General features: G+C 71.2%; 11 protein-coding genes and 2 pseudogenes. 5 read left to right on the top strand and 8 right to left on the bottom strand.

Annotated elements, in window-relative coordinates; all coding sequences use genetic code 11:
• Positions 1–158 precede the first annotated feature (158 nt).
• The 3 genes from IE98_RS48750 to IE98_RS0140705 form a co-directional block, all read right to left on the bottom strand.
• The gene (locus IE98_RS48750; protein WP_106976856.1) at positions 159–284 is read right to left on the bottom strand and encodes a SapB/AmfS family lanthipeptide; all 126 of its coding nucleotides are present in this window, start codon (positions 282–284) and stop codon (positions 159–161) included.
• A 152-nt stretch (positions 285–436) separates the two neighbouring features.
• Entirely contained in the window at positions 437–3,229 is a 2,793-nt protein-coding gene (lanKC, locus tag IE98_RS0140700; protein WP_043176305.1) for a class III lanthionine synthetase LanKC, read from the bottom strand.
• Positions 3,230–4,093: 864 nt separating this feature from the next.
• Positions 4,094–4,399 (bottom strand): DUF4193 domain-containing protein, encoded by a 306-nt coding sequence (locus tag IE98_RS0140705; protein WP_030277685.1) that lies wholly within the window; start codon positions 4,397–4,399, stop codon positions 4,094–4,096.
• A 256-nt stretch (positions 4,400–4,655) separates the two neighbouring features.
• Here IE98_RS0140705 and IE98_RS0140715 point away from each other — a divergent pair.
• Together IE98_RS0140715 and IE98_RS0140720 are read left to right on the top strand one after the other, a co-directional pair.
• A protein-coding gene (locus IE98_RS0140715; protein WP_106976857.1) for an IS3 family transposase occupies positions 4,656–5,902 on the top strand; the annotation gives its coding sequence in 2 pieces (ribosomal slippage) (positions 4,656–4,989 and positions 4,989–5,902; 1,248 coding nt in all).
• 28 nt (positions 5,903–5,930) lie between these two features.
• Positions 5,931–6,503: pseudogene (locus tag IE98_RS0140720) on the top strand (IS5/IS1182 family transposase); the annotation flags it as partial.
• A 9-nt stretch (positions 6,504–6,512) separates the two neighbouring features.
• Here the strand turns inward: IE98_RS0140720 and IE98_RS49895 are convergent.
• Complete coding sequence (locus tag IE98_RS49895; RefSeq protein ID WP_159401245.1) at positions 6,513–6,914, bottom strand: DUF6193 family natural product biosynthesis protein; 402 nt, start codon at positions 6,912–6,914, stop codon at positions 6,513–6,515.
• A gap of 408 nt (positions 6,915–7,322) precedes the next feature.
• On the bottom strand, positions 7,323–7,742 hold the full coding sequence (locus tag IE98_RS0140725; RefSeq protein ID WP_030277690.1) for a hypothetical protein: 420 nt from the start codon (positions 7,740–7,742) through the stop codon (positions 7,323–7,325).
• Positions 7,743–8,644: 902 nt separating this feature from the next.
• Here IE98_RS0140725 and IE98_RS47505 point away from each other — a divergent pair.
• Positions 8,645–9,100 carry a hypothetical protein gene (locus IE98_RS47505; protein ID WP_106976858.1) on the top strand — a complete coding sequence of 152 codons (456 nt, stop codon included), beginning with the start codon at positions 8,645–8,647 and terminating at the stop codon, positions 9,098–9,100.
• Between the two features lie 326 nt (positions 9,101–9,426).
• Positions 9,427–9,750 carry a hypothetical protein gene (locus tag IE98_RS0140735; RefSeq protein WP_159401246.1) on the top strand — a complete coding sequence of 108 codons (324 nt, stop codon included), beginning with the start codon at positions 9,427–9,429 and terminating at the stop codon, positions 9,748–9,750.
• Between the two features lie 223 nt (positions 9,751–9,973).
• Here IE98_RS0140735 and IE98_RS50335 read toward each other — a convergent pair whose 3' ends face one another.
• The 3 genes from IE98_RS50335 to IE98_RS0140750 form a co-directional block, all read right to left on the bottom strand.
• Entirely contained in the window at positions 9,974–10,306 is a 333-nt protein-coding gene (locus IE98_RS50335) for an SDR family oxidoreductase (RefSeq protein WP_030277696.1), read from the bottom strand.
• Between the two features lie 488 nt (positions 10,307–10,794).
• Positions 10,795–11,139: a hypothetical protein gene (locus IE98_RS0140745; protein ID WP_030277697.1), complete on the bottom strand. Its 345-nt coding sequence runs from the start codon at positions 11,137–11,139 to the stop codon at positions 10,795–10,797.
• Positions 11,114–11,587: a hypothetical protein gene (locus IE98_RS0140750; protein WP_043176306.1), complete on the bottom strand. Its 474-nt coding sequence runs from the start codon at positions 11,585–11,587 to the stop codon at positions 11,114–11,116. Before IE98_RS0140750 ends, IE98_RS0140745 begins: the two co-directional genes overlap by 26 nt.
• A gap of 113 nt (positions 11,588–11,700) precedes the next feature.
• On the opposite strand from IE98_RS0140750, the pseudogene IE98_RS51750 reads away from it, so the two are divergent.
• Positions 11,701–11,785: pseudogene (locus IE98_RS51750) on the top strand (Hsp20/alpha crystallin family protein); the annotation flags it as partial.

Below are 11,785 nucleotides of genomic sequence, written 5' to 3' on the forward strand. Positions count from 1 at the left end.
GGTGGGGGTGGGGGTGGGGGTGGGGGTGGGCGGGAACGACTGCCGGGCCCCGGCCGGGTTCGGCCGGGGCCCGGCATCGCCGCGGGCGGCCGGCCCGGATCGCTCCGGGCCGGGGCTGCGGGGGTGTCGACCGCCGGAGGGGCCGGTCGACCTGCCGCTCAGAGGCAGAGCAGCGTGCTCACCGTGCTGTTGGTGCAGTTGACGGCGCTCAGCGAGCTGAGGACCGAGCGGAACTCGAAGGTCTCCTCGGACGTCTCCAGCGCCTGCAGGCTCAGGATCGACATGGCCCCTCCTTGGGGTTTCGGTGGGTTTCCCGGCGTTCGCCGGAACTCGTGGGCGGCGGGTGCTTCCCGGCCGCGGGGCGGCGGGCGGTGGTTCCCGCCGCGGGGTGGCCGCCGGCGGCACGGGTCCGTGCTGCGGGGCCGGGTGGGGGTTGTCAGAGGCCGGCGGCGTCCGGGCGCATCTGCGCGGCCCGCGGGCCGGGCCAGAACGGCAGGGCGGGCGTGGCGCCGTGGACGGCCGCGAGGGCGGCGAGGACACCGGCCGTGCCGGTCGCCAGGTCCATCGACAGGCGCAGCAGCTGTTCGCCGGGGAAGGCGGGCCGGCCGTGGTACGGGATGGCGTGCCAGGCCAGCCGCCGGACGTGGCGCCGGATCGGCTCGGTGTGCGCCGCTCGGTCGCCCTGCAGCAGTGCCAGCAGGGCAATCAGGCCGGCGCGTCCGTTGAACAGGCCGGACTGGACGATGAACTCGGGTTCGGCGGCGGCGCGGATCGGCGCCAGGTGCACGCCGAGCGGGGAGTTCGGCCGGTGCCGCAGGTAGGCGTGGAGGACGGCGGCGATGCCGGCGCTGCCGGACTCCAGGTAGGGCAGGACGCGGGTGCCGTCGTCGACCTGGAGGGTGCCGTCCTCGGCGGTCACGCAGCGCGACAGGTCGCGTGCCAGGGCGGTGCCGGCCAGGTCGAGCAGGGCGCTGTCGCCGGTGGCCCGGTGCAGGTGCAGCAGGAGCAGCGCGGTGCCGGTGGCGCCGTGCAGGAGGCCGGCCCGGGAGCCGGGCGGTGCGGTGGCGGCGTCGGGCCCGGTGAGGCCGAGCCGGTCGACGGCGCGTTCGGCGGTGTCGAGGGCGGTGTCGCGCAGGGCGCGGTCGCCGGTGGTGTCGGCGAAGTGGAGCTGGGTCAGGCCGATCCCGGCGAGGCCGCCGGAGAGGTCGGGGCCGGGCGCGTCGGGGTCGTCCTTGCGGAGCCGGTCGAACAGGTCGAGGGCCTGCTGGGGCCGGCCGAGCCGGTCCAGGACGTAGGCGACGCCGTGGGCGCCGATGAACAGTCCCGGCCGGCACGGTTCGCGGGTCACCGCCGCGGTCAGCCATCCGAGGTGTTCCGGGTCGACACCGGCGCCGCTGGTGTGCAGGGCCCACAGCACGCCGGCCGCGCCGTAGGACAGTCCGAGGCCGTCGTGGGTGAACTGGCCCGGGTCGCCCGGGAAGAGCCGGTCGGTGCGGTCGGGGGTGGCGCTCGCCGCGATCGCGGCGGCGAGTGCGTCGCGCAGCTGCGGCCACCGTGCGGGGTCCCCGTCGAGCAGGGCGTCGAGGTCCGTCGCGGGCCCGGACACGGCCGGCTCCGGCGAACCCGACCCGGGCGTAACCGGCTCCGGCGCACCCGGCCCGGACACGGCCGGCTCCGGCGAACCCGGCCCGGGCGTGGCCGGCTCCGGCGAACCCGGCCCGGACACGGCCGGCTCCGGCGAACCCGGCCCGGGCGTGGCCGGCTGCGGTCTGAGCGCCCCGGACCCGGCCGGCTCTGCCGACCCTGCCGGCGGGGTGGGCGCAGCCGGTTCTGCCTGCGGGGTCTGCGGGGCGGGTGGGAGGTGCGGTGGGAGGGCGAACCGTGTGCGGGCCGCGCGGGCGAGGGCCTCGCCCTTGCCGGGGCTGAGCGTGGTCAGGGGCAGCAGCGGCATGAACATCCACAGCCGCAGTGCGTCCAGCGCGTACGCGTCCACGGCGGGGCCGTCGAGGCCGGCGGGTGCGGCGAAGCCGGCGGCGCCGAGCGCCGGGCGTCTGAAGTCGTCGACGGGTGAGGCGAGTTCGAAGTCGATGAAGGCGACCCGCCCGTCCGGGCGGACGATCAGGTTGCGCGGGTGGAGGTCGCCGAAGACGATGCCCCGCCGGTGGATGGCGTGCAGGCCGCGTTCGACGCCGGCGAGGATGTCGAGGGCCTTGTCCCGGTAGTCGGCGATCGTCGCCTCGTCCGGGTCCGGGTGGACCAGCGGGTAGTTCCGGCCGAACCAGCGGTGCAGCGGCTCGCCGTCGACGTACTCCTGCACCAGGAAGTGGTGCTCCCAGGCGGTGAGGTGGCCGAGCGCCGCGGGCACTTCGGGCACTGTCTCCAGGCGACGCAGGACCTCGTACTCGCGGCGCAGCCGCTCGACGGCGTCCTCGCCGCGCTGGTCCAGACCCGCGTACGGCCGGGCCTCCTTGAGCACCACCTGGTCGCCGCCGGCGGCCGGGCGGGCCAGGTAGATGCCGCCGCCGTTGGAGAAGTGGAGCGCCTGCTCCACCGTGTACGGGAAGGCGTCCACGCTGGTCCGCCCGGCGTCGGCGAGGGCCTCGCGGAGCACGGCCGGGACGGGGGCCCACTCGGGGACCTCGAAGACGGCCCGGCGGACATCGGGTCGCAGTCGGCCGTCGGGCTCGCGGAAGGCGAGGACCAGTTCGCCGTCGTCGGAGCGGCACAGGAGCTCGACGAAGGCGCCGTAACGCAGGTACAGCGGCCCGTTGCGCCACCGCAGGTCGCTGAGGATGTACGGGCCGGGTGCGCCGTCCAGGGCCGCGTCGAGTTCGTGCAGACATCGCGTCAGTTCGTCCTCGCCGACCGGGTAGAGCGTGAGGAACTTCCCGCTCGACCCGCGGGAGGCGTACTTGGCGTTCTGCGTCTGCACCAGTGCCGGACTGCGCAGGAACTTGAAGGCGATCCGGTTGTCGAAGCAGTGGGTCCGCACCAGGTCGAGGATCCGCGGCGCGTTCTCCAAGGTGGCCGACACGTGGATCTTCCAGCCCTGTTCCGGCAGGACGGTGTCGGTGGGCCGGTAGCCGACCCACACCTCCCGCACGGTGCGCACCCATCCGAAAGGCGCCGGCTCGCCGGCGGCCGGGAACTCCTCGCGTGCCGCCCAGCGGACGGGTGAGTCGTAGAAGAGCCGGTCGGCGTAGGAGTAGGCCTCGTAGCGCATGTCCATCGGAACTCTCCAAAGGGAGCGGAACGACAGGGGCCGGCGGGTACACCCGCGGCGGGGCACCTGCAGAGGACGGACGACGGTCACGGGAGTATGGGCAGTTTCCGGGAAGACGTTTCACCACGGACGAACGCCGTTCTGCGGCGGCCGAGAAGAGTCTGCGGCGCCCCGCTCGAACGACACAAGATCCTTCAAAATTCTTGGCCGAATATCCCATTTGGCAGACCCGGCGCGGGGGCCGGATCGCAGCTGGAACGCACACCACCGGCCCGGGCATTCCAACCACTGGATCGAACACCCGAACAATCCCGCCCGCATGGGCCGTATCAGCAGGTGGAGGCGGTTTCAGGCGCTTCCGTATCCGCCGGCGGGCGGGACGGACGGAACCCGGCAGAAATCAGCAATAACGCCATTCACACACCCGCACCGGGGAATTCGTACACGCCGGCGGCCACCCGGCCGCCCACGACCTGTCCGAATGTCCACCGGCGCCCGCAGCGCGCACCCCAATACATTCCGTCCACAGCCCCCGATGCCCGCCCGGCGACCGTGCGCCCGTGCGCCCACCACGCGCCTCGGCATGCCCCGAACCCCCGCGCCCCCGGGACGGCCCGCACCCCGCACCCACCAGGTGCCAGGGTCGCGGGATACGGGGTGCCGGGATGGCGGGATGCAGGGATGGCGGGATGCAGGGATGGCGGGATGGCGGGGGTCGCGGGGTGCCGGGATGCCGGGTCGCAGGGTCGCAGGGTCGCAGGGTGCCGGGTGTGGGCCGACCGCCTCCGGCGGCCGTGAGGACCTGCCCGGGCGGGACGGCGCGCGCGTACCCGCCTGCGACCGCCGCCCGGGCTTCCCCCTCCCGCGGTGTCAGGCCGCGCAGTCGCGGCAGGCGGGCCGGCCGTCCCGGTCCGTGGCACCGAGCCGGGTGCGGTGGTGGACCAGGAAACAGGTCGCACAGGTGAACTCGTCGTGCTGCAACGGCACGACCTGGACGGTCAGCTCCTCACCGGACAGGTCCGCGCCCGGAAGCTCCAGCCCCTCGGCGGCCTCCGGGTCGGCGTCGACCACCGGACTCTGCTTGTCCTCGCGCCGGCCCTTCAAGGCCTCGATGCTGTCGTCGCTGCCGCCGTCGCCGTCACGGGCGTCGCGGGGAGTGTCGTAATCGGTTGCCACAGTGGTGCCTTCTCATCGTCAACGGTCTTCTCACCCGGGCCGACCGATCCACCCGACCGGGCGGCGCAACGCCGCCCCACCAGGTACCGGTGATCAATCACTCCCATGGCGCACCACCATCCCATCCCACGACCACCCGACACACCAAAACACACCCCACAACCAACCACCACCGAACACCCCAGGGGCTTCGCCCTGATGGGTGGACACGCTGATACTGGATCTGCTTGATCCGGAGGAAGCGAGAACACCGCCGATGGCGATGAAGGACTACTCGGACGAGTTCAAGGCCGATGCCGTGGCCCTGTACGAGTCCACGCCCGGGGCGACCTACAAGGACATCGCCGCTGACCTGGGCATCAACAGGGCGACACTGCGTGAGTGGGTGCTGCGGGACCGGGAACGCCGCGGCATCGCCCCCACCGGCCTCCGAACTGGTGGCACGACCGCGGCCCGGGCAGGGCACCCGGCCGGGTCCGGTGATCCGGAGATGCGGATCCGGCAGTTGGAGGCCCGGGTGGCCGAGCTTGAGGCGAGCGAGCGGAAGCCGGCCACCGAGCGGGACATCCTGCGCAGGGCGGCCAAGTATTCCGCCGGCGAGACGAACTGGTGAGCCGCTTCCAGTTCGTCCACGACCACCGGGACACCTATGAGGTGAAGCGGCTGTGCCAGGTGCTGGACGTCAACCGGTCCAGCTACTACAAGTGGCTCGGCGGAGCTGGGGCCAGAGCCGCCCGCCGGCGCGAGGACCAGGTTCTGGCGGAGGAGATCCGGCGCATCCACGCCGGCTCCGGGGGGACCTACGGCTCGCCGAGGGTGACCGCGGAACTGCGCGAGAGCGGAACTCGGGTGAACCACAAGCGGGTCGCACGGGTCATGCGGACGCATGACATCGCCGGCGTCCGTCTGCGCAGGCGGGTCCGCACCACCGTCCCGGCCCCGGCCGCAACGGTGGTCCCGGACCTGTTCCAACGGGACTTCACCGCCACCGAACCGGGCCGCAAGTACATGGGCGACATCACGTATCTGCCGTTGGCCGGCGGGGAGTTCCTCTACCTGGCCACCGTCTTGGACTGCTTCAGCCGCAAGGTCGTGGGCTGGTCGATCGCCGACCACATGCGCACCAGCCTGGTCGCCGACGCGCTGCGGATGGCGGCCCAGATCCGCCGCGGACTGGACGGGGCGGTGTTCCACACCGACCACGGGGCGCAATACGGGTCCCGGGCCTTCGCCGACCCGTGCTCTGGCCTGGGTGTCACCCGCTCGATGGGCGCGGTCGGCAGCAGTGCCGACAACGCGGCCTGCGAGAGCTTCCACGCCTCCCTCAAACGCGAGACGCTCCAAGGCGCCCGCGACTACGGCGACCCCGCCACCTGCAGGAGAACCGTCTTCGCCTGGCTGGCTCGCTACAACACCCGCCGCCGACCCTCCACCAACGGCCACCTCAGCCCCAACGAGTACGAACGCCGACACCACACCGCTAAGCTCACGCTCGCCGCGTGACAGCCAACCGCGTGTCCACCATTACGGGCGAAGGCCCTCCGGCCGCAATGCCGAGCCGAGCGCAGGATTGATCGACTCGCAGTCGGTCCGCACCGCTGACACCGTGCCCGCGTCGACCAGGGGATTCGACGCCGGCAAGAAGGTTAAAGGCCGCAAGCGGTTCCTGGTCACCGACACGCTCGGCCTGCTGGTGGCCGTCCATGTGGTTGCCGCGAGCGTTCAAGACCGAGACGGCGGTCGCCGCCCGCTGCAGTGGGCCCGGCTCGACCACCCGCGAATCCAGAAATTCTGGGCGGACCAGGGCTTCGCTGGCCGCTTGGTCGACTGGACCACCCAGATCCTCGGCCGTGAGCTGGACATCGTCCGCAAGGACCCCGGCCAGCGTGGCTTCCAAGTCCAGCCCAAGCGGTGGGCGATCGAGCGCACCTTCTCCTGGCTCACCGCCCACCGCCGCCTCGCCAGGGACTATGAGACAAGCCCAGCCCGATCCGAGACCATGATCCGCTGGGCGATGATCGGCATCATGGTCCGCCGACTCACCCGAGGTCGGCCGGCCAGCCGCCCAGGCCCGCGCCCGCTCGTAGGCCCCACAGCCCGATAGTTGTCCGACTCAGCTGAGCGGTTTGAGGACGTCGGGTGTTCCGTCAAGGGCAGGACCACAGCCCGCTGGAAGGTGCGAGGCTACGAGCTCCACGGCCTCATCGGCTGTAACAGAGCCACTGATCTGCTCTCGCCCCGAACCTTGCGGCTCATGCAGCCGAAGCACGCGGAACCGCCGTTCGCCATTGGGAAAGATTGAAGGCAGGTCTTGGGACCAGGGGAAGCGGGTGCAACGACTGAACTGCAGCGATCCATGGCTGACCAGCGGAAACAGTCGCCGGAGGGCAGGGTTGGCGTATGCCGCCTCCACAAGAGTCTTGTCGATGAGGTGCCCGCCCTTCTCTCGCACGAGCTGCCACTGGGCTGCCACAGGGTCGTCCGGCGCTGTCTGGAGCGTGTCATTGTCGGCCATGTTCGGACATTAGCGAACTCCGGAATGACCGATCCACGTGCCAGGCCCCTTGGCTGACAAGGCAACGCTTCCACCCGTGCCCCATCTGCCACGTTGCCCGACACCCATTCTCAGCAGCACGGCGACCGCTCCGGCGGCACTCCAGTCACGGGACAGGACAGATCTCAAACGCGGTCTCAGTGCGGGCAGTCGGTGGGGGGCGGGTTGGCCGTCGCTCCAGCTGCCGTGGCCGGTCGTCGTCGGTCCGGCTGTGGGCCTGCAGTTCGGAGTCTGGTGGGACTCCGGGTGTGCTGCAGAGATCGGGCAACGGCCCCGATCGCAGGATGGTGCGATCGGGGCCGTTGCCTTGTGGGGGTCAGTCGCTGTCGGCCGGGCGGAGCCAGGTTCGCAGCATGGCGTCGGTACCGGTCAGGCGCAGGCGAGCGTCCAGGAGCTGTAGGTGTTGGCGACGTGACTGCCGTTGTCCTCCAGGCCTGCACGGAAGTAGAAGCAGGCGCCTTCGGGGAAGTCCAGGTCGTAGGAGCCCAGGTACTCCCAGCCGGTGTAGCCGCCGGTGTAGTTGTGGGTGTGCTTGGCGTCGCTGGTGGAGGCCAGGCCCTTGGTCGGCGTGGTCCATTCCACCTCGACGCCCTTGCCGTCCTTGCACAGGTCCATGAAGCGGAAGACGTCGCCGTACTGAGACCAGCCGACCACACCACAACCGCCGGCGTCGGACGACGTGGCGTGCTCGTTGATCACGAAATCCGCGGCAGACGCAGTGTTGGTCGCACTGAGCGTCAGTGCCACGGCGGCCGCAGCGGTCACGGCCATACGCTTGAACGTGAACATGGATCTCCCCGGGGCGCGAAGGATCGCCGCGATACGACGAATTGGGGCTTCGCGATCATGTGGCCAGGACTATGCCGAAGCTTTGATCATCAAGCAACCCGTTGACCTGCGCCAGCTCGAGAAGTCGAGGCGAGCCACCTGCCGGTTCGTCACATCCGAAACAGCCCGTCGCACACGAAGCCCGAGCTCACGATGGGTCTACAGACGGCCACCCCCGGGCCCGGCGAGCTCCGCCCGCCCGAACGCCCCACACTCCCTCCTCCGAACCGACACCGAAAACACTGACTGACCGGCGACCCGAAACCCGCCCACGCTACGCTCCCGGTGAGCAGCGGGGCGCCGAGTCAGAGGCTACGCCGGAGCCCGGGCTGAATGTGGCCGCCTGCCACGCGTTCACCGCGGCATCGCGGACGACCGCGAACAGGTCGCCGCCGATCTCGGCGCGGGCACATCTGGCACGGAGGCCGGCATCACCTCCAGCTCGGGGGCTGCCGGCCGACGGCATCGGCGTCACCTGTAGATGGCGGCCCTTCCGCACGGGTGGCGGCTACACCGCCGCGAGGCGCCCGCGCGCTCGGGCTGCGAGTGGGGAGGTCGCATCGCAGTATCGACCCAGGACGATGTTGGAGGCAGGTGTGACGAGGAACAACATGCCGGCGGTAGTGGCAGGCATGGTGCTGCTGGTCGGCGCGGTGGCCTGCTCCAGCTCCGGCTCCAGCTCGGCGCCGACGGCAAGCCCAAGTACGCGTGCGCCGTCCACGGCCGTGAGCCGGACACCGAGTCGTTCCGCGACCGGCGACACCGCCGGCGCCCCGGCAGGGGCACAGGTGTTGGGACAGCCCCACGTCGGCGAGCCGTTCACTCTCACCATCCCGAGCGGCGACAGTTCACCACCCACTCGGATGCGGGTCACCGTTGACAGTGTTACCTGCAACGGCCTCGACCCGCAGGTCCTGGCCTACGCCGCCGACTCCACCGGTGCCTCCACCACGCCCACACCGACCCCCGAGGCTGGCAAGAAGTACTGCGTCCTTGCCATGACCGCCACCAACGTCGGCACCGACCAGGCGAACTGGGATGCCGATAACACCGTCTCACTCAACGTCGGAGGCATCCACTACCAGCAGAGCCAGGACGACGCCATGCACGCCCTGGACTACGAGCAGTACTGGCACAGCAAGGGCCAGATCGGTCCGGCATTCGGCATCAACCCCAACAGCACCGGCCCCGTCCACGGCGTCTTCCAGATACCCACAGCCGATACCCCGACCAGCGTCTGGGTCTCCTCCGGCAGCGCCATCCGCAACATCAACGGCGTCCAGCCTGGCTACCTGGTCGCCCTCCCGCCCACGCAGTAACGGATACGGCCTGACCCTGGCCGTGTACAGGTGCCAGGGCTGCGCGCAACGCTGCGACGGCCCGTGAAAGGCCACTCTCGGTTCTCGTCTCGTTGCCGCGCTCGGTCAGCATGTAGTGATCAGGACCTACCGGTGCAGCCGGCCAGCGGCGAACCCGGCGTCTCTTCCACGTCCCGGCGTTGCGTTGCTGATGATCGGGGCCGGGGCGCAGACCGGGCGGTGCAACGCGGCTCGGCCGCTGTCCGGGAGAGGCGAAGGCCCAGTCCAGGGGGTGCAAGAGACTGCCACTCTGGCTGTGAAACGATCAGCGCATGTTGGGTACACCGTTGACCGAGGACCAGCTGGACGACTGCTGCTCTCAGCTGCCCTGCGATTTCTGTGACGAGCCCACGGACCACGAGGACACGATCGACGTCGAGATCGTCCGCAGCGGCGCGCGAACCCTCTGCCTCAGCTACTGCTCCGAGGAGCACCTCAGGGAGCACCTGTCCCAGCCGCTGCCGGCGCCGGAGCCACTACTGGAGCGGCGGCCCGAGTCGGTCGAGCAAACAGAGGGCGGGCTCGGCTGTGTGTATGCGACGATGGCGCTCGCCGGTGCATGTCTGCTGCTGGCCATGCTGTCAGCGATCGGGGTACCGCTCTGGGGGTAGGGGCGGATCGGTCACCGGAGCCGCAGGAGTCCGGCCCGCTGCCACACCATCCGCACCCACCCGGCGGCCACACCCAGGCCACCTGTCGCGCCCCGACCACACAAGGGGAACGCGGGCATCCACGCAGGTCACAGCAGTCGACAGCACCCCACGCGACAGGAGGTCGCGACACCCCCGCGACAGCCTCCGTGACCTGTCTCATCGAAGGTGGGCCGTGTCTCACCTAGTCCCCGGCTGCGGCCCTGGAGCCTGTTCCCGCCGCGGCCATCCGCGCATACATCCGATGGTTGGGTCGCCCCCGCGGCCTCCCGCAGGACCCGGCCCCCGGCCACAAGGAGTCGACGAGGCCGCCGCCCACGACGAAGTCGGCGCCGGTGATGTTGGCGGCGCCGGGGCCCGCGAGGAAGAGCACGAGGTCTGCGACCTCCGACGGGCGGGTGAAGCAGCCGGTCGCCGACTGGAAGGCGACCGCGCCGGCCACCTCGTCGAGGTCGAGGCTGCGGGAGCGGCCGACCGTGTCGGCGACGCCGCCAGCGCCCTGCCGACACGGGGGCATCTTCCAATACCACGACGAATTCGTCGCACGGGCTCTTGAGTTCCTGGAATCGTAGCCAGACCGGGGTCCGACACCGATCCGCGCGGCCCCGTCAGGTTCACCGATGCGCGAGAGGCGCTGGCAGCGGACCCACGCCTTTGGGGGATCACCGGGGCGGACAGTCTGTTCGCCATCGACCCCGACCTCGGGGTCGATGGCGCCGGAGGTGCATCAGCGTGAACGCCACCGAACCGGCCGTGCTGGTCGGCCTGCTCGGCGTCGCGGACAGACTTGACCGGCTGCGGGCCGAACACTCCGCCGCCTCGCACACCCCGTGGGTACGCGGGGGCCTGCCCATCCGTGCCACCCGCGCTCGGCATTCCGCCACCAACACCGGGCCCATCAGTCTTACGGGGTGCGACACCACCGCTGCGCACCACCGCCCAAGTCCCTGAGCCCACCGGTGTCCCGTGCTCACCGTGCGTGTCGCCGGCAATACGGCGGTCAGGTCACACCAGTACCCGGCCGACCGGGGGCGCTCCTGCGAGCCCGTTGGCCGGGAAGGCCGGGACCCGCTGCAGGCTTGCTGCGTCGGTTGGGATGGAGGAACGGTCGGCGCTGTGGTCGCGCTGCCGGGCGGCAGCGTCGGCAGGGGCCGGCGGGGGCCAGGGGTGCTGGGCGAGGCGGCGGCGCAGGGCGTCGAGGTGGGCGAGGCGGGTGTCGATGGCGGTGATGGCGGCGGAGCTGATTTCGCGGATCCGGCGTTCGAGGTCCGTGATCTTGTCCTGGATGCGTTGCCAGCGTTCTTCGGCGGTGTCGGGGTGGCGGTCAGGCGCGGCGTTGGTCGCTGTCATGGCGGAGGCGGTCGGTGTGGTGGGTGAGGTCGTCGAGGCGGGTGGCGAGGTCGGTGTGGGCCGGGCCGAGGTGGGGGCGCATGGCGTTCAGGGGCGCGACGAGGTCGGGCTTGAGGCGCAGGTAGCGGTTCTCGGCGGCCTGGCGGCTGGCGACGCCCATCGGGCGGGCGAGGTCGGCCCACGTGGCGCCTGCCTCCCGGGCAGTCTCCACAAGTCCGGCTTCCCAGCCGGCGAGCTGGGTGCGCAGCTCGCGCAGCAGCAACAGGGCGGCCAGGGCCTGCTCGGGGCCTTCCTGCGTGTCGGGGGCGGTCGGGGTCTGGGACGCGGGGTTCTGGGCAGTGCGGACGGCGTCGCCTATGGCACCCAGCGCGGATGCGGCCGCCAGGAACGAGGCGGGCTCGACCGGCGGAGAGGCGTCGGGGGCGGCTCTGCGGGACTTCTCACTCATGTAGTCACTCTATAGGCGACACGCCGACTTGTCATCGGATGGATGACGAGCTAGAAAGGAGTCAGGTGAAGCGCACTGGCTCCCACAGCCCAACCACCTGGAGGTGTTTCGCGATGCTGCTGCGCACTGACCCGTTCCGCGAGCTGGACCGGCTGACCCAGCAGTTCCTCAACACGACCGGCACCTGGTCGCGTCCGA

The sequence above is a fragment of the Streptomyces sp. NRRL B-24484 genome (genome assembly GCF_000717715.1).
Lineage (GTDB): Bacteria > Actinomycetota > Actinomycetes > Streptomycetales > Streptomycetaceae > Kitasatospora.

Excerpts from the sequence above, each read along its gene's own strand:
- IE98_RS47505 (WP_106976858.1), top strand. The coding sequence starts at position 8,645 with ATGCGGGTCACCGTTGACAGTGTTACCTGCAACGGCCTCGACCCGCAG.
- lanKC (WP_043176305.1), bottom strand. The coding sequence starts at position 3,229 with ATGGACATGCGCTACGAGGCCTACTCCTACGCCGACCGGCTCTTCTAC.
- IE98_RS50335 (WP_030277696.1), bottom strand. The coding sequence starts at position 10,306 with ATGCCCCCGTGTCGGCAGGGCGCTGGCGGCGTCGCCGACACGGTCGGC.
- IE98_RS49895 (WP_159401245.1), bottom strand. The coding sequence starts at position 6,914 with ATGGCCGACAATGACACGCTCCAGACAGCGCCGGACGACCCTGTGGCA.
- IE98_RS0140745 (WP_030277697.1), bottom strand. The coding sequence starts at position 11,139 with ATGACAGCGACCAACGCCGCGCCTGACCGCCACCCCGACACCGCCGAA.
- IE98_RS0140750 (WP_043176306.1), bottom strand. The coding sequence starts at position 11,587 with ATGAGTGAGAAGTCCCGCAGAGCCGCCCCCGACGCCTCTCCGCCGGTC.
- IE98_RS48750 (WP_106976856.1), bottom strand. The coding sequence starts at position 284 with ATGTCGATCCTGAGCCTGCAGGCGCTGGAGACGTCCGAGGAGACCTTC.
- IE98_RS0140725 (WP_030277690.1), bottom strand. The coding sequence starts at position 7,742 with ATGTTCACGTTCAAGCGTATGGCCGTGACCGCTGCGGCCGCCGTGGCA.